The 16,228-nt window shown below is 58.5% G+C and carries 13 protein-coding genes; 4 read left to right on the forward strand and 9 right to left on the reverse strand.

What is annotated here, in order from left to right:
* The first annotated feature begins 46 nt into the window (after positions 1 to 46).
* The gene (locus KXD86_RS01885; RefSeq protein WP_218634398.1) at positions 47 to 1,561 is read left to right on the forward strand and encodes a DUF3336 domain-containing protein; all 1,515 of its coding nucleotides are present in this window, start codon (positions 47 to 49) and stop codon (positions 1,559 to 1,561) included.
* Here KXD86_RS01885 and KXD86_RS01890 read toward each other — a convergent pair.
* Genes KXD86_RS01890 through KXD86_RS01900 form a run of 3 tightly spaced genes read right to left on the reverse strand, consistent with a single transcriptional unit; the run spans position 1,558 to position 3,285 of the window.
* Positions 1,558 to 2,148, reverse strand: a complete 591-nt coding sequence (locus tag KXD86_RS01890; RefSeq protein ID WP_218634399.1) for an ATP-dependent zinc protease family protein — start codon at positions 2,146 to 2,148, stop codon at positions 1,558 to 1,560. The two genes, KXD86_RS01885 and KXD86_RS01890, sit on opposite strands and share 4 nt — an antisense overlap.
* Positions 2,145 to 2,720, reverse strand: coding sequence for an acyl carrier protein phosphodiesterase (locus KXD86_RS01895; protein ID WP_218634400.1), 576 nt, complete (start codon positions 2,718 to 2,720; stop codon positions 2,145 to 2,147). The genes KXD86_RS01890 and KXD86_RS01895 overlap by 4 nt, the downstream gene beginning before the upstream one ends.
* 22 nt (positions 2,721 to 2,742) lie before the next feature.
* Positions 2,743 to 3,285, reverse strand: a complete 543-nt coding sequence (locus KXD86_RS01900; protein WP_218634401.1) for an outer membrane beta-barrel protein — start codon at positions 3,283 to 3,285, stop codon at positions 2,743 to 2,745.
* Positions 3,286 to 3,534: 249 nt separating this feature from the next.
* Between KXD86_RS01900 and KXD86_RS01905 the strand changes: the two genes are divergently transcribed.
* Positions 3,535 to 4,947 carry a TrkH family potassium uptake protein gene (locus tag KXD86_RS01905; RefSeq protein ID WP_218634402.1) on the forward strand — a complete coding sequence of 471 codons (1,413 nt, stop codon included), beginning with the start codon at positions 3,535 to 3,537 and terminating at the stop codon, positions 4,945 to 4,947.
* Between the two features lie 8 nt (positions 4,948 to 4,955).
* On the opposite strand, the gene glgP is transcribed toward KXD86_RS01905, so the two are convergent.
* The 6 genes from glgP to glgC form a co-directional block, all read right to left on the reverse strand.
* A complete protein-coding gene (glgP, locus tag KXD86_RS01910) occupies positions 4,956 to 7,487 on the reverse strand; it encodes an alpha-glucan family phosphorylase (protein WP_218634403.1) in 2,532 nt (843 codons plus the stop codon).
* Positions 7,488 to 7,514: 27 nt separating this feature from the next.
* Positions 7,515 to 7,691, reverse strand: a complete 177-nt coding sequence (locus KXD86_RS01915) for an SDR family NAD(P)-dependent oxidoreductase (protein ID WP_218634404.1) — start codon at positions 7,689 to 7,691, stop codon at positions 7,515 to 7,517.
* Positions 7,692 to 7,712: 21 nt separating this feature from the next.
* The gene (locus KXD86_RS01920; RefSeq protein WP_218634405.1) at positions 7,713 to 8,075 is read right to left on the reverse strand and encodes a PilZ domain-containing protein; all 363 of its coding nucleotides are present in this window, start codon (positions 8,073 to 8,075) and stop codon (positions 7,713 to 7,715) included.
* Between the two features lie 113 nt (positions 8,076 to 8,188).
* The gene (gene malQ / locus KXD86_RS01925; protein WP_218634406.1) at positions 8,189 to 9,682 is read right to left on the reverse strand and encodes a 4-alpha-glucanotransferase; all 1,494 of its coding nucleotides are present in this window, start codon (positions 9,680 to 9,682) and stop codon (positions 8,189 to 8,191) included.
* The gene (locus KXD86_RS01930; protein WP_218634407.1) at positions 9,679 to 11,406 is read right to left on the reverse strand and encodes a glycoside hydrolase family 57 protein; all 1,728 of its coding nucleotides are present in this window, start codon (positions 11,404 to 11,406) and stop codon (positions 9,679 to 9,681) included. Before KXD86_RS01930 ends, malQ begins: the two co-directional genes overlap by 4 nt.
* On the reverse strand, positions 11,396 to 12,661 hold the full coding sequence (glgC, locus tag KXD86_RS01935) for a glucose-1-phosphate adenylyltransferase (RefSeq protein ID WP_218634408.1): 1,266 nt from the start codon (positions 12,659 to 12,661) through the stop codon (positions 11,396 to 11,398). The genes KXD86_RS01930 and glgC overlap by 11 nt, the downstream gene beginning before the upstream one ends.
* A 197-nt stretch (positions 12,662 to 12,858) precedes the next feature.
* Between glgC and glgB the strand changes: the two genes are divergently transcribed.
* On the forward strand, positions 12,859 to 14,745 hold the full coding sequence (glgB, locus tag KXD86_RS01940) for a 1,4-alpha-glucan branching protein GlgB (protein ID WP_218634409.1): 1,887 nt from the start codon (positions 12,859 to 12,861) through the stop codon (positions 14,743 to 14,745).
* The gene (gene glgA / locus KXD86_RS01945; protein WP_218634410.1) at positions 14,742 to 16,205 is read left to right on the forward strand and encodes a glycogen synthase GlgA; all 1,464 of its coding nucleotides are present in this window, start codon (positions 14,742 to 14,744) and stop codon (positions 16,203 to 16,205) included. The genes glgB and glgA overlap by 4 nt, the downstream gene beginning before the upstream one ends.
* The last annotated feature ends 23 nt before the right edge of the window (positions 16,206 to 16,228 follow it).

The following is a 16,228-nucleotide window of genomic DNA, read 5'->3' on the forward strand; positions in this document are numbered from 1 at the left end:
ATACTCAAGAAAGACCGCGCAAACGCATGGATAACGGTACTCGCCAATGATGTCCCTGATAAAGCCGAAAGGATTCAGCCGGCAGGAACTCCGACAGCGAATGCAATCCGCCACCAGTTATCGGCAATGGCACGAGGCCGCTATTGCCCTGGATAACCTGACTGGCGCCGAGAACTGGCGTCAGACCGACGCCTCCGAGTATTACGATTACCGCGATATCCGCGCCCGATATGAGTCGCTCCGCACCCTGCTGGCCGAACAGAACCATGAAGAACTGCTCTACGTTCTGAACGAAGGCATCCACGGCAATATGAGTGGAATGGGCCGCCCTATTCTCTATGACCGGGCCCTGACCGGCACCAAGCGGCTGATTGACAACTATGTGAACGCCATTGTTCAGGCCCTCAGGACCGTTGCCGATTCCTCGTCCTCTCATATCTCCCTTCAGGACAAGGTCGATTTCTTCCGTCGCGCCAGCCACTGTTATGGCCGCTCCGCACTCATGCTGAGCGGTGGTGGTGGACTGATCTACTTCCACCACGGCGTCGTTCAGACCCTGATTGAACAGGACCTGTTGCCCAATGTCGTTTCCGGGGCAAGTGCCGGAGCCTGGGTCTCTGCGCTTTTGTCCATGTACACCAATGAGGAACTGAAGGCCGGCTTTTTTGAGCGCTACCGGTACGATATGCCCGAGCACCTGAATCCGATCAAGGTCCTGGCCGGGATGGAGCCGGAGGTATCGCCGTTATCCGTCAAGCAACGCGCCATGGATGGCATCAACAATACGATGACCTTCCAGGAAGCTTATGAACACACCGGCCGGTACATCAATATCTCAATTGCCCCCGCGGAAAAGCACCAGAACTCCCGGTTAATGAACGCGATTACGTCGCCGAACGTTTACATCCGCTCTGCCATGGATGCGTCAGGCAGTGTTCCCGGTGTGGTACCGCCCGTGACCCTCTATGCCAAAGGGGCCGATGGCAAACCGAAGCCCTATCTCCCATCCCGGAAATGGGTTGACGGCTCTGTGGCCGAGGACCTGCCGGCAAAACGCCTGTCCAGGCTGTTCGGCGTCAATCATTACATTGTCAGTATGATCAATCCCCTGGCGGTTCCGTTTGTCGAGGATCCGAAACTGCGCGCCCGCAAAGGGTTGAGAAATGTCGCGAGCAGCATGATGACAGGTACCGCAGCAGACCTCCTGAAAGAACTGGAGGGGTATTTGAGCCGCTTTGGCGTATCATTTGTCAGCCCCGCGATTCTGATCGCCCACAGTGTGCTGACTCAGAGCTATACCGGTGATGTGAACATCATCCTGGAAAAAAAGGACTTCAGTTGGCGAAACGTTCTGTTCGGGTATCGTAATGACCAGGAAATCGCGAATCTGATCCTCGCCGGCAAGCGCAATACGTGGCCCAAACTGGCGATGATCCGTAATGCGGCCGTGGTGGGGCGGGAATTGGACTGCATATTGGATGTGCTGGATCAGCGGGAGTTCGGGCTAAGGCCCGGTGGCGGAGAGCGCCGCCGGCTGACGCTCCCGCCGGTGTCCTTTTAGTCCGCCTGTTGGGCGATTTCCTCCAGCGTGCTGAACTCGCAGTCCTGCTGCGCGATAAAGCTATCGGCGGAGTCGATCAGAATGTTGTCGTCCCGCATGAAGCGCCGTCCGAGGAGTACCGGGTACGAGAAATTGCCGCGATCGGTCAGCGAAAACTGGGTCTCGTGAATTGTTCCGGCAATGCAGAACTCCATCTTCACCACGTACCGACGCTGTGATGGGGCGCCTTTACGCTTGATCAGGACCGTTCGATGGATCGGACGTTCGAACTCCAGAACCACGTCCTCGTGGTCAATTTCGCCTTCACTCGGCTGATCCTCATGATCCCCCAACGGAAGCTGGAATTTCACCCACTCCTCGTTATCTTTCTGGAACTCCTCAACATTCACGGCGTGGAGTGATGAGGTCTTGGCCCCGGTATCGAGCCTGGCCTTCAGGCGCAGATTGGTGTCGTTCATAACAACCCACTCCACGAACCCCAGGGTTTCCGGAACGGAATTGTCGGATGTCTCTGAGTCTTCAGCCACCACATTGGTCGCAGGAAGGGAAAGGCTTGCGGCCAATACCAGTGAAGCTAGATTTCTCATTCAATATCTCCTGCAAAGGTTTGTAAATCCGGGAAAAACATTAAGAAACGCTCTTCCAGTTCAACATCATTTGCTCGGATTTCGTCAATAATGCCGGAAAAGCGGTTCGGAAACCGTACGCGGCCGGCAACGCGGTCCAGAGCGTGTCCAATGCTCTCCAGGTCCTGATAAGCGCCAAACCAGTCATGCCAAACCATGCGTCGTGCCACTCTGATCATCGGCTCCGGCATCAGATACTCGTGACTCTGGAGTTCGCCGTAAACAGTTTGGACGAAGGTATCACGATCCGCCTGACTGAAACGTTGCCAGTGTCTTAACAGATAGTGATCGTAGAGGATATCCAGGGCAACGCCGGCAAACCGGCGACGCTGCCGGGAAAAGCAGGCCTTGCTCGCCAGCACTTCCGGGTGTTGATCGGTGAAACTGTCAACGGCGCGATGGTGGCGCACGCCCTTCTGCACCTCATTCGGAAGACGGGAGAGAACAACACCCCGGGTGAAATCACCCAGGATGCTGCCCACGCGCGCTTCCGGTGAATCCGGGGCCAGGAATACGTGGGCTAGATGGTTCAATCGGGCTCCTGGTCAGTGGGTCTCAGAAATTGAACTGAACGCCAAGTCCCAGACCGTCTACGGTGACATCGTCGTCATCATAATAACGCATGTATTCCAGGTTGCCAGATACGTTGGAGGCGAACTCCATATTCAAACCGACACCGTAAGACACGTCACTGTCGTCTTCCGTCGCGGTGGTAAAGGGACCTTCCGCTTCCAGCTCGACACGGGTGAAGCCCAGAATCGCATACGGCGTGATCGGAGATTCATTGGCGAGATTAAACGTCGCATAGCCGCCGAAGAAGTTGTCGAGCGACACGTCGACAGCGCCAATACGGTCATCATCCACGCCGAACCCGGCTCGAGCCTCAAAGCCAAGGAATGGTGTGGCCATAACGCCGGCTTTGGCGGAAAGGGTACCGACATCCGCATCGGACGAACCGATATCCAGGTTCGCAAAGGTATAGTTCAGTCCGGTATAGAGCCCGCCCACGCCGGACTTGTACATATCCTGGGCATTGGCGGCACCTGCGGTAGCCAGACCAGCGGCAAAGACAACTGCGAGGGAATGTGAGTGTTTCATGGATCCTTCTCCTTAACGAACGTTCCGTTTTCCAGTTTTCACGTTGCACCAACCACACGGACATTTCCAGACTATGGATCCCCATTTACCTCATATTTACAGTGATTTAATTCGTGGTTAATTCCGGTCACAGAAACGCCATTTCCTTGCGGAAGCCGGCACCCACAGGTATTCTGAGCCGTCTCTTGTTTCAGCTGGCTTGAGCGTTCTTTGAGAAACCTTTATCCCGTTGTCTTTATTGTAAGCGTCATGTTTGTGCTTCTCAGCATCTTCATGACGTTGCCGGTCATTTTTCTGGCTGGTTCCGAGGCGCCCAATGCCATGGCGTTCGCGGAATCGGCCGCCATTGTCTGTGGTCTTGGCGTTTTCGGCATTCTGGTCACCTTTCGGCAACCGCGGGATCTCAAGCCGCGGTTCATGTTCGTCCTGACTGTTTCCAGCTGGTTTATCATTGCCGTCTTCTCGGCCCTGCCCTTTTACCTGAGTGACAACGGCATATCTGCCGCCGATGCGTTCTTTGAGGGAACGTCCGGCATCACCACCACCGGCGCAACGGTGCTGAGCGGCCTGGATACCATGGACCCGGATCTCCTGCTCTGGCGGTCCATCCTCCAGTGGATCGGCGGTATCGGTATCATCGGTATGTTCGTCGCAGTACTTCCCTTCCTCCGGGTTGGCGGTATGCGGCTGTTTGCTACCGAATCGTCGGAGTGGACGGACAAGGCCCTGCCAAGGATGAAAACGCTCAGTCGAGGGCTGCTCGTGGTTTACGTGGCGTTTTCCATTGTGGCCGTTTTCACTTACTGGCTGTCCGGCATGACGCTGTTTGATGCCTTTAACCACGGGCTGACCAGCATTGCGACGGGTGGGTTCTCCACGTCGGACATGTCCATGGGCAAATTCAGCGATCTGATCCTGATGGAAGCCACCCTGTTCATGATCATCGGGAGCCTTCCGTTCTTCCTGTTTGTGCGTGAAATGCACGGACAGCACGGGGTACTGTTCCGGGATCAGCAGGTGCGACTGTTCCTCGGAATCCTGTTGCTGGTACCGGCGCTGCTGACGCTCTACCGCTGGCTGGTGTCGCCGGTGCCATTTGATCCCCTTCACAACTACACGGCAACGCTCTTCAATGTGACGTCGGTGGTGACCACCACCGGCTATGCGTCTGAGGATTATTCGGCCTGGGGGCCGTTGGCGTTCGTTCTGTTCTTCTTTCTGATGTTCGTGGGCGGCTGTTCTGGCTCAACGGCCGGCGGCATGAAGATTTTCCGATTCCAGTTATCCCTGATTATTCTTCGCGAGCAGCTGATGCGCCTGCTGCATCCCCGCGCCGTCCTCACGCGAAACTACAACGGCCGGTCTGTCAGCGATGAAATCATCTCGTCCATGATCGCCTATACGTTTATTTTCCTTCTCTGCCTCCTGCTCATCACCGTTGCCCTGGCCGCGATGCAGTTGGATTTCGTGACATCCCTGTCCGGCGCCTTGACCGCATTGACCAATGTGGGCCCCGGCCTGGGGGAAATCATCGGGCCTTCCGGCAACTTCGGCCCCCTGCCAGACGGTGCCAAGTGGGTGCTTTCGGTGGGTATGCTGATGGGCCGCCTGGAAATCCTGAGCGTGGTGATCGTCCTGTCCCCCGCCTTCTGGCGCAGCTAATTTCGCGATCAGTTACGCCAAAGCACGGAAGGGTTCTCAAGGGGCAGGTTCATGCGCTCGTCCCGAAGCCGGATCCGCGGTGTGTAGTGACCTTCCGGACGAGTCGGCACTGAGCATTCGAAGAGATAACTGTGCTCAGAGCCGCCCTGTCGTTGCTTCAGTTTCATGGGCCGGGTCTCTTGCGGACCGTAATCGGACGCCTCTGCCACCAACTCGACGGCCACGTGCTGTTCCGGAATCCCATCGAGATAAACTTCCACGGAGATCCGTTGCCCCCCGTCTGCCTCCTGAACATCCATCGATGTAAACCTTATCCGTCGCCACATCTGATTGATGTCCCGGTATAACGCCACGAGTTCGCGGGCCAGCGCCGGGGTTCGCTGCTCTCCTTTGGTCGCCATCGGCAGGTAGAAGTTGTCGACGTACTCGCGCACCATGCGGTTCGCCGAATAGGCCGCGGTCAGCGTGTTCATGCTGCAGCGGATACGCTGGAGCCAGCGACCCGGGTGGCCGTGACTGTCCGTGGCATAGTATTCAGGGATGATCTCGTTCTCGAGCAAGTCATACAGTTCGAGGGCATCTGACTGGTCGTGCGCGTTCGAACTGCTCAGTTCTTCAAACGTCGCGCCCGGCCTGATCGCCCAGCCGACCGATTCGTTCCACGCCTCCGCCCACCAGCCATCGTACTGGGACAGATTGAGCCCGCCGTTGACCAATACTTTCATACCACTGGTGCCGCACGCCTCCCAGGGATAGCGCGGGCAGTTCAGCCAGACGTCAACACCCTGAATCAGCTGGGTGGCCACGCCGAGATCGTAGTCTTCAATAAAGACCACCTTGCCTTCGGCACCCGGCAGGCTTGAAAACCGTTTCCAACGTCGGATGAGTTCCTTGCCCCGGTGGTCACTGGGGTGGGCCTTGCCGGCCAGTACAATCTGGAGCGGGCGGTCACGATGGTTGAGTAAGGCCAGCAGACGGTCGGGATCGGTCAGCAAAAGGTCCGGCCGCTTGTACTCGGTGAATCGGCGGGCAAACCCCAGGGTGAGCGTTTCACTATCCAGTAACAGACCACAGGCCGCCTCCGGATTGTTTCCCGGCATATGCTCGCAGTGCTGGGCAGCGAGTCGCTGACGCAGGTAGTGAACCAGTCTCCGGCGTTGAGCCTGCCGCATGGCCAGGATGTCGGAATCGGGCATGTTGTCCAGGGGGCAGGTGCTCTCCAGAGGCTGTCGCCATCGTTCCTGGCCGCACGCTTTGGTCCAGAGCGCGTCGGACTCCGGCGAATCCCAGCTCGGTGTGTGGATTCCGTTGGTCACGGCTTCCACCGGAATGTCCCGGCCTGGCCACCGGGGAAAATAAGGCTGAAGCAGGTTTTGTGTCGCCTTCCGGTGAATGTCGCTGACACCATTGATGCGCCCGCACATATTGAGCGCCAGCAAGGCCATATTCACGGAGGCGTCGTCCTCCGCCCGTTGGGAATGGCCACCGCTTTCGCTGCCCAGGGCCATGAACTGATCCATGGTAAGACCCCGCTCTTTCATCCACGGCGTCAGGTAAAGCCGGATCAGGCTGGGTGCAAAGTGGTCAAAGCCTGCCGCTACCGACGTGTGCGTCGTGAAGAGATTGGTCGAACGGTTGGCCAGAAGCGCCGTTTCGACATCGGTGTCGTTGTCACGTTGCCAGGTCAGGGCCCGTTCCAGGAAAGCAAAGGCGCAGTGCCCCTCGTTGATGTGGCAAATGGCGGGCTTGATGTCCAACTGGCGCAACAGCTGCCAGCCACCAATCCCAAGAACGATTTCCTGTTGCAGGCGTTTTTCGGAGTTGCTGCTGTACAGTTCGCTGGTGATACCGCGGTCGCCTGGTTCGTTTCGGGGGTCATTGCTGTCCAGAAGCAGTAAATTGCAGCGGCCGACACGGGCTTTCCAGGCCCGCAGCCGGACCTGCCTGCCGGGAAACGGTATGACAACCCGTACCCATTGCTCGTCCGAGTTGGTCAGGGGCGCTACCGGCAACATGCTGGGGTCGTTATAGGGGTAGAATTCCAGCTGCTGCCCCTCTGCCGTGACCGATTGCCGGAAATACCCCTGCTGATACAGCAGCCCAACTGCCGTCATCGGCACACCCAGGTCACTTGCAGCCTTCAGGAAATCCCCGGCGAGAACGCCCAGCCCTCCGGAATACAACGGCAGGGACTCGCTCAGGCCGTACTCCATACAGAAGAAGGCGACACCGTCGCCGAGTCTGCCCGGGAAATTGTCCGAGTACCAGGTATCGGCCAGCTCAAACTGCCGGTGGGCCTCCATCTGCCGTTGGTAAAGTTCGAGGAATGCTTCGTCGTTGGCCAGGGTGTCCAGCCGCTCTCCGGACACACTGTTCAGTACCAGCCAGGCGTTGTGCGTGGCCTTCCAGGTTTCTTCGTCAATGGCGCGCCAGAGGCTGTCGCTGCCATGATGCCAGCTCCAGCGAAGGTCAAGGGCGAGCCCTGAGAGGCCGGCAAGCCCCTCAGGAATGTGGCGTGGATTGTAGGCTGCAATGGTCACCGGGAGTTCCCGCGCTGGAGTCGGTCATCAGTGGGCGGTATAGCCCCGTGCCACGAGTTTCCGGGCCAGTGCCTCCCCTTCTTTATCGAGGCAATCGAGGATGGCAACACTGGCGCCCTCTTCTGCCAATCGAGTCACCGCGGCGGCACCAATACCATGGAATCCTCTCGTAACGGCGGCTACTTTCCCTTCCACCCGTTTCATTGCGGTTCTCCTTGCGAGCAATCAGTACACCTGGCTCTCGCGGACCGAAAAATACTCCACGGACCGGTGATGCTGTTTCAGCCAATGCAGCAGCGAGGAGATGGTAAACGTGTCGTTCTCTACGCCGTCAAAGTCCACACCCAGACCCTTGTCCGACTTCCTCACAACATGGGCCTTCAGCCGCCGGAAATGCCGTTCCTCCCTCTCCGGAAAACGGAACTCAATCTCCAGTGTCTGGTTTAACTGAACATCGGAGTAGTCGGTAGCAATGAAAAGCCCACGGCTGGAAGCATCCCGAATCTGGCCGGTCGCCACTGGCATGCCCCTTTTGTACACGAGAAGCCCTAACTTGCCCTGAACGCGTTTGCTGAGTCTGTGTTCCATGAAACCTCCCTTCTGACTCATTAAATAACGGCACCACTTTGGACAAATAATGAACACTTTATATCCAACTTCAAACCGGCTTATTTTGATGTTGATCAATATTCACCCAGTCGTCAGATTAATCTTCCGTAGAGCCCCGCAAGATCCCGAACACTACCTGCGAGACCGGCCGGTACCTCACACCAATTCAGTTTCCATAACCAATTGTTTTGCGTGGTTCCCGGCGTGTTGAAGCGCGCCTCCGAGCCCAGCCCGAGCAGGTCCTGCATCGGCACGATCGCGATGCTCGACACCGAGCCAAACGCGGCCTGTATGACCGGCCAGGGCATGTTGTCCCCGGTGGTGCCAAGATAATGGTTGACGTAATTGCGGGTGCTGTCGTCCAGACTGGTGTACCACCCGAGCGTTGTGTCGTTATCATGCGTCCCGGTGTACACGAGGTTGTGCGGCTCGTGATTGTGGGTCAGGTGCGGGTTATCGGGGTTGCCGTCGAATCCGAACTGGAGAACGGTCATCCCCGGCAGGTGGAACGCGCGCCTGAGCTGCTCCACCTCCTCGCTGATGATGCCCAGGTTCTCTGCGACCAGGGGAAGCTCGGGAAACGTGCCAAAACACGCTTCCAGAAAGGCCCTCCCAGGCCCGGCTACCCAATGGCCGTGCCGGGGCTGAGGATCGTGCGCCGGAATCTCCCAATAGGCTTCAAGCCCGCGGAAGTGATCGATGCGGATAAGGTCAAAGAGGTGCCGCTGACTGTCCAGGCGTTGCAGCCACCACTGATACCCGTCGCCAGCCATCGCCTCCCAGTCATACAGGGGGTTCCCCCAATGCTGGCCATCGGGCGAAAAATAGTCCGGTGGAACGCCGGCAACCACGGTCGACTGCCCCTCGGCGTCCAGCTTGAACCCCTCGCGGTTGGCCCAGACGTCGGCACTGTCATGGGCGACAAAAATCGGAATATCGCCAAACAGGCAAATGTCCCGTTCGTGGGCATAGTGCCGAAGCGCCTGCCATTGGGTATGGAACAGGAACTGCTCGAACCGAACGCGCTGCACCGTGGATACAGCCTGCCGGGCGAATTCCGCCAACGCCGCCCGGTGTCGGTCACGCAGTTCTGTCGGCCACTGTAGCCAGTTCAGTCCCGGGTACGCCTCCCGTATGGCGTTGAACAGCGTGAAATCATCCAACCAGTAGTCATTGGTTGCAACATAGTCCTGGTAAGCCTGATGCACCGCGTTATCCGGCGAGGCCTCCGCCCGTTCGAAAAACCGCGCGGCGGCGCGCTCAAAGCAGGATCGCCGTCCCATCTCCATCCCGGCCAGACCCAGATCCTCCGCGCTCAGAAGGCCGGAGGCGATCAGCTCCTCCAGATCAATAAAATCCGGGTTTCCCGCGTGCGCTGACAACGACTGGTAAGGGGAAAGGTCGGAATGCGTGGGTCCGATGGGCAGTGTCTGCCACACGCGGATGCCAGCGCTGGCCAGGAAATCCAGAAACCTGCGGGCACTCTGCCCCAGAACACCCCATTCGCCAGGCAAGCAGGTGGGGTGAAGCAAAACGCCGGCCTTGCGGATATTGAACAGGTCTGTTCCCGCTGAACCCTGGGTCATGCCGGGGTATTCCGGTCGTGGCCTGGTCGCATGGCACCGCCCCGTTCGGGCGCTCCGCTGCCCTGGCTCAATTTCTGGAACACCGACGCCGGGGCCGGGTAACCGATCAGGTCATAGAGACTGACCAGATGCTTCCGGTACAGGTACTCGAAATCACTGACGATCTGGGCGGGGTTGTAATCACCGAACCACCAGAACCAGTCAGACCCCTCACACACGGCCAGCTGCAACTCAGCCGCGCTCTTTTGCTCCGCGCTCAGGCTGCCATTGTCCATGACCCGGTCGAAGTGGCATTTCGCTTCGCACAGGAGTTCCCACGCCCGGTTCTTATCCGGGTCCCCAATCCAGGTTGAAAAGGTTCCATAGATCCAGCTTCCGGCAACCAGGTGCGGCAGGGGAACGGTGTCGCAGACCGGCGCAGACAGGAGCTCGCGATACGTAGTAAGGCGCAGCCTCGGGTGGTCCTGTAGCACCTCGTAAAGCTCGTCGAGGAAGTGGAATCCGTTCTCCGGGTAGTATTCCCAGGCATTCTCACCGTCAAGGATGACGGAGATGACCGGGCGAGACTCTTTTTTGCCCTGGGCAGCAATATTGTCCATGTGGTGAACGAGGTCGCCTACCGCGTCGCTGGCGTGCCAGTCGGCGTAGGTGAATCCGATCAGGTCGGACAAGCCATCATCGCGAAAAAAGACCGTCGGTGAAGTCTGGCCGAACTGGTAAGGCCGGTGAATGCCAGAATCCGGGATGGATTTATCGGCCAGCCGGGCCTGGTGCAGGCTGTTGCGGATCACCGAATCGCCACTGGCCGTCCACCGGAATCCATGATGACCGAGATGGGTCAGGGTCTCCTGGCTCAGCCCACCCTCAGACGCCCAACACCCGGTGGGCTCCAGGTTGAAGAACCGGGAAAACACGCGCCTGGCCTCCTCAAGCTGCCAGGCAACCCGGACCTCGCCACCCGGATACTTCGCAAACGAGGGCAAGACAATATCGGGCATGGCCTCACGGGCAGAGGCAAGCTCCAGCAAAAGCGGCAGCATGGTATGGGTATAGGGGCTGACCGAAAGTTCCACCTGGCCGATCTGCGCAAGGTGGCGGTACCGTGGCCCTATCCCCGCCAACGTCTCGAAAATGACATTCATCAGGGCGTGTCGATCGTCCATTGAGAACTGCCACGCTTTTTCCTGGAGACTCCGGACGCAATGATTCTCTCGCCGGATCGTTTCCCCCATCCAGCCAAGGTGGTACCAGACCAGCAAATCGCTAAGCAGCATCGGGGACATATAGCGCTGCATCTCGGGCTTCTTCCGATAGAGCCCGGCCACTTGGGCAAGTCTGGCGAAGGCAGGAAACCGGTTGATGATCCGGTCGGTGTTGGCCCGGAGACACTTCTCTACCAGGTCGAGGAATCCGGGGCTGCCGGTTTCCGGCAGCTGTTCGGCGACCAGCGCAGCCAGTAACGGGTCGCCGATTTGCCCCACCCCGTGACGCCACCGTTCGATGTGTACCAGGTAGGTTTCAATCTGCTCCAGCAGGATGGGGGCAAAGTTAATCACTGCTTTCGCACCCGGGTGCGCCTCAAGGTGCGCCGCCATGTCGCTGTAATCCTTGATGGTATGCAGGTACACCCAGGGAAACTGGAACTGCCCGGTCTGGTTGTCCTGGTAGCCAGGCTGGTGCATGTGCCAGAAAAGGACCACGGGGGTCCGGTCGTCAGAGTCCATGCGGGTAATCCTGCCCGAGCATCTCGGGCGTTATCAGTACGACGCCTTTCGGAGAGACATAGAATCGCTTCCGGTCTTTCGCTTCGTCGAAGCCGACCTCGGTACCGTCGGGAATCCGGCAGCCTCGATCCAGCAACGCCTTGCGAATCCGGCAATGGCGGCCGATCTCCACGTCCGGGAAAATGACCGAATCCTCGACCTGGCTGTAGGAATGCACCTTAACTTGCGAAAACAACAACGAATTCTTGACGGTCGCGCCCGAGACAATACACCCACCGGCGACCATTGAATCCACTGCGGACCCCCGCCGGTTCTCATCGTTGAACACAAACTTCGCCGGGGGCAACTGTTCCTGATAGGTCCAGATCGGCCATTTGGAATCGTAGAGATTCAGTTCCGGGCTCACGCCAATGAGCTCCAGGTTGGCCTGCCAGAGCGCATCCACGGTACCCACATCCCGCCAATAGGCTTCCTTGTTGTGGATCGGATCCCGGAAGGGAAACGCCATGACCTTCAGGCGCTTGATGACCGAGGGGATGATGTCCTTGCCGAAATCGTGGGAGGACGAGGTCTCCTGTCGGTGGTCACGCAGTAATTCGTCAAAGAGGACGCGGGTGCTGAACACGTATATACCCATTGACGCCAGCGCCTTGGTCGGTTGGCCGGGCATGGACTTGGGATTTTCCGGTTTCTCTGTGAATTCGACGATCTGCATCTCGTCGTTAACGGCCATCACGCCGAACGCGGAGGCCTCCTCCAGGGGGACCTCGATGCACCCCACCGTTATGTCGGCCTCGTTTTCAACATGGGCCGCGATCATTGTGCCGTAGTCCATCTTGTAGACATGGTCACCGGCAAGGATCAGCACGTATTCCGGCGTGTGGCTGCGGATGATGTCCAGGTTCTGCAGCACGGCGTCGGCGGTGCCTTCATACCACGACGTTTCGATCCGCTGCTGCGCCGGAAGCAATTCCACAAACTCATTCAGCTCCGCGCGCAGGAAACTCCAGCCCCGCTGAATATGTCGAATCAGCGAGTGGGACTTGTACTGGGTAATGACTCCAACCTGCCCTATGCCGGAGTTGATGCAGTTGGAAAGGGGGAAATCGATGATGCGGAACTTGCCGCCAAAGGGCACGGCCGGTTTGGCGCGCCATTTGGTGAGATCATGAAGTCGAGAGCCTCTTCCGCCGGCAAGCACCAGGGCGAGGGTCTGTCGAGTAAGTCGACTGACGTAACGCTGTGTCGTTTGCATAGCTGCTTCCCTGAAAACCCCACGGTTTTCCGCCGCGTTGCCGGTCCACCGTGAAAGTGAACCCGGCAGATTCCTGACGAGCATATTAAGATTAGAACAGTATCACTGATTAATGACGTAAAATTGTTGCAGGTCATTTTTTGTTCACCTGCCATAACGTCCAATGGAACTCCCGTTGTCAGGAACGAGCGTGGTCTATGGAAAGCCCTACCCTCAGCGAGTTTGATCTGCACCTTTTTAACGAGGGGCGACACTGGCATATCTATAACGTGCTTGGCGCTCATCCCTGCAAATCCAGGCGCGAGGAGGGAGTACGGTTTTCAGTCTGGGCGCCTCAGGCGAAAGCCGTCAGCGTAATCGGCGACTTCAATCGTTGGGACCCCGGGAAAAATGCCATGGTCTCCACCGGAAGTTCCGGAGTCTGGTCCTGTTTCGTGCCGGGCGTCAGGCCCGGTGCGCTCTATCGCTTCTCCATTACCGCCGCTGACGGCCGGCAGCTTGAGAAAATCGACCCCTACGGTCAGGCCTTCGAACTGCGCCCGGCCAGCGCCACGGTCGTTGTGGAGCGGGGTCATTTCGCCTGGAAGGATGGCGACTGGATGGAACGGCGCAGTCACTGGAACTGGCAGGAAGCGCCCATTTCGATCTACGAGGTGCATGCGGCCTCCTGGCGCCACCACGGTTCCGGCCGCTGGCTCAGCTACCGGGAATTGGCAGACCAGCTCATTCCCTACGTCCAGGAACTGGGGTTTACCCACATCGAGCTGCTGCCCCTGACCGAACACCCCCTTGATGAATCCTGGGGCTACCAGACCACCGGCTACTATGCGCCGACCAGTCGGTTTGGCAGCCCTGACGACTTGCGCTACCTCATCGACCGATGTCACCGGGAGAACATTGGGGTGATACTGGACTGGGTTCCCGGCCATTTTCCGACCGACGAACACGCCCTGGCCCGGTTTGATGGCAGTGCCCTCTACGAACACGAAGACCCCCGCAAAGGCCGCCACAAGGACTGGGGCACACTGATCTACAACTACGGCCGCCACGAGGTTCGAAACTTCCTGATCGGAAGTGCGCTCTTCTGGCTGGACGCCTTCCATATCGACGGTCTTCGGGTGGATGCGGTGGCGTCGATGCTTTATCTCAACTACTCCCGCAACGAGGGGGAATGGGTTCCGAATGTGCACGGCGGCCACGAGAATCTTGAGGCCATTGAGTTTTTGCGGGCGTTGAACCAGGTCTGCCAGGAACGCTTCCCCGGTGCGCTGGTGATTGCTGAAGAATCCACCTCCTGGCCGGGCGTGACCCGCCCCAGCGAACTCGGCGGCCTGGGCTTCAATCTCAAGTGGAACATGGGCTGGATGCACGACACCCTGGATTATCTCAGCCAGGACCCGGTCTACCGCCCGTACCATCACGACAAGCTGACCTTTGGTTTGATTTACGCCTTTTCCGAGAATTTCCTCCTGCCCCTGTCCCACGATGAGGTGGTCCACGGCAAGGGCAGCCTCCTGAACAAGATGCCGGGGGACGACTGGCAGAAACGGGCCTCGTTGCGGTTGTTGTTCACCTACATGTTCACCTATCCCGGCGCCAAACTGCTGTTCATGGGGGGCGAATTTGGCCAGAGCCGGGAATGGAACGAGACGCGTGAGCTTGACTGGGAGCTGCTCGCTCACCCGGAACACAATGGTTTGAAAACTCTGGTTCAGGACTTGAACCGGTGCTATCGCGACGCACCCTCGCTCCATGCCCGTGGATTTTCGCCGCACGGCTTTGAATGGATCGATTGTCACGATTCTTCCCAGTCGGTGATCAGCTACCTGCGCACGGCATCAACCGACGCCACCGTGGTGGTGGTGAACTTTACACCGGTACCCCGCCATCATTACCGCATCGGGGTACCCGGAGCGGGTCCCTGGCAAGAGGTGTTGAATTCGGATTCCGAATACTACGGCGGCAGCAACGTGGGGAATCCCCTGCCCATAACCGCTGACAGCACGCCCTGGATGAACCGGGAATGGTCCCTGGAACTCACACTGCCGCCGCTCGGCGCCGTGGTGTTGAGGCGCATACCATGACCCGGGTGCTGTTCGCCTCGAGCGAAGTCTACCCACTGATAAAGACCGGCGGTCTCGCGGACGTGTCAGCCAGTCTGCCCGAAGCTCTGTGTCGGCTGGGTTATGACGTTCATATCCTGCTCCCGGGCTATCCCGCCGCCATGTCTGCGGCGAGTAAGGCCGGCGCACGTCCCGTTGCCCGATTCATCATCGACGGGCTTTCCGTCAGTCTGGTTCAGAGCCGGTTACCAGGAACCGCCGTTACCCTCTTGCTGGTGGATTGCCCGCCGCTGTTCGGGCGCGAGGGCAATCCCTATCAGAACGAACTCGGCGTGGACTGGCCAGACAATCCCCAGCGGTTCAAAGTGTTTGCCCAGGTTGGTGCAAGAATCGCCCTTGGCCAGTTAAAACTGCTCTGGGTTCCCGAGATCGTTCATTGCAATGACTGGCAAAGCGCCCTCATACCGGTGTTTCTCGACGATCACCCTGCGCGCCCGGGGACCGTGTTTACCATTCACAATCTGGCCTATCAGGGGCTGTTTCCCCGGGAAACCTTCGAACGTCTTGGTCTGCCCGAGGCGCTGTGGCGATATGATCAGCTGGAATTTCATGGCCAGTTATCGTTCATCAAGGGTGGTCTGGTCTTCAGCGACCGAATAACCACCGTCAGTCCAGGGTACGCTGAGGAAATACAGACCCCGGAGTTGGGGTATGGCCTGGATGGATTACTCCGTTACCGCCGCCCTCAGCTGTCGGGCATTCTGAATGGCATTGATACCCGAACCTGGAATCCGGAGGACGACCGCTACCTCGACGCCCATTACGGCCCGGATCACCTCCGGAATAAGCGGCTGTGCCAGGCCCGCCTACGAAAAGCATTGGGGCTTGCCCCTCAAGGTGCCGCCCTGCTCGGCTTCGTGGGCAGACTGGTCGAGCAAAAAGGCCTGGATTGGCTCCTGAGCGTCATGCCGCCTCTGCTGGAACGCGGGTGCCAGTTCGCTTTGCTCGGGTCGGGTGAGTCCCGTTTTGAGCAACCGCTCAAGGAGCTGGCCCGCAAATGGCCAGCCCAGGTTTCGCTGACACTCGGGTATGACGAGGCCCTCGCCCACCAAATTACGGCCGGCTGCGATCTTTTCCTGATGCCATCGCGATTCGAGCCCTGTGGCCTGAACCAGATGTACAGCCTCAGGTACGGCACCGTACCAGTCGTCCACGCGGTGGGCGGGCTTCGGGACACGGTCTTTGATCCGGCCGACAACGGCATTGATAACGCCAATGGTTTTTGTTTTACGTCCCCGTCTTCACTCAGCTTTCTGGAAACGATTGAGCGGGCGCTGGATTGCCACAAGAACCGCAAAGCCTGGCGGCGACTCCAGGAGAATGGCATGGCAGGCGACTACTCGTGGACGCAGAGCGCGGCCCACTACGGGGAGCTTTACCAGGGGATACTTGCTGAACGTCAGAACCCGGTTATGCAGTAGCGGGATGGTTTCCACAAGGAGGC

The sequence above is a fragment of the Marinobacter arenosus genome (assembly GCF_019264345.1).
Taxonomy (GTDB): Bacteria; Pseudomonadota; Gammaproteobacteria; order Pseudomonadales; family Oleiphilaceae; genus Marinobacter; species Marinobacter arenosus.

Excerpts from the sequence above, each read along its gene's own strand:
- KXD86_RS01890 (WP_218634399.1), bottom strand. The coding sequence starts at position 2,148 with ATGAGAAATCTAGCTTCACTGGTATTGGCCGCAAGCCTTTCCCTTCCT.
- KXD86_RS01930 (WP_218634407.1), bottom strand. The coding sequence starts at position 11,406 with ATGGACTCTGACGACCGGACCCCCGTGGTCCTTTTCTGGCACATGCAC.
- malQ (WP_218634406.1), bottom strand. The coding sequence starts at position 9,682 with ATGACCCAGGGTTCAGCGGGAACAGACCTGTTCAATATCCGCAAGGCC.
- KXD86_RS01905 (WP_218634402.1), top strand. The coding sequence starts at position 3,535 with ATGTTTGTGCTTCTCAGCATCTTCATGACGTTGCCGGTCATTTTTCTG.
- KXD86_RS01920 (WP_218634405.1), bottom strand. The coding sequence starts at position 8,075 with ATGGAACACAGACTCAGCAAACGCGTTCAGGGCAAGTTAGGGCTTCTC.
- KXD86_RS01915 (WP_218634404.1), bottom strand. The coding sequence starts at position 7,691 with ATGAAACGGGTGGAAGGGAAAGTAGCCGCCGTTACGAGAGGATTCCAT.
- glgC (WP_218634408.1), bottom strand. The coding sequence starts at position 12,661 with ATGCAAACGACACAGCGTTACGTCAGTCGACTTACTCGACAGACCCTC.
- KXD86_RS01900 (WP_218634401.1), bottom strand. The coding sequence starts at position 3,285 with ATGAAACACTCACATTCCCTCGCAGTTGTCTTTGCCGCTGGTCTGGCT.
- glgA (WP_218634410.1), top strand. The coding sequence starts at position 14,742 with ATGACCCGGGTGCTGTTCGCCTCGAGCGAAGTCTACCCACTGATAAAG.
- glgB (WP_218634409.1), top strand. The coding sequence starts at position 12,859 with ATGGAAAGCCCTACCCTCAGCGAGTTTGATCTGCACCTTTTTAACGAG.
- KXD86_RS01885 (WP_218634398.1), top strand. The coding sequence starts at position 47 with ATGATGTCCCTGATAAAGCCGAAAGGATTCAGCCGGCAGGAACTCCGA.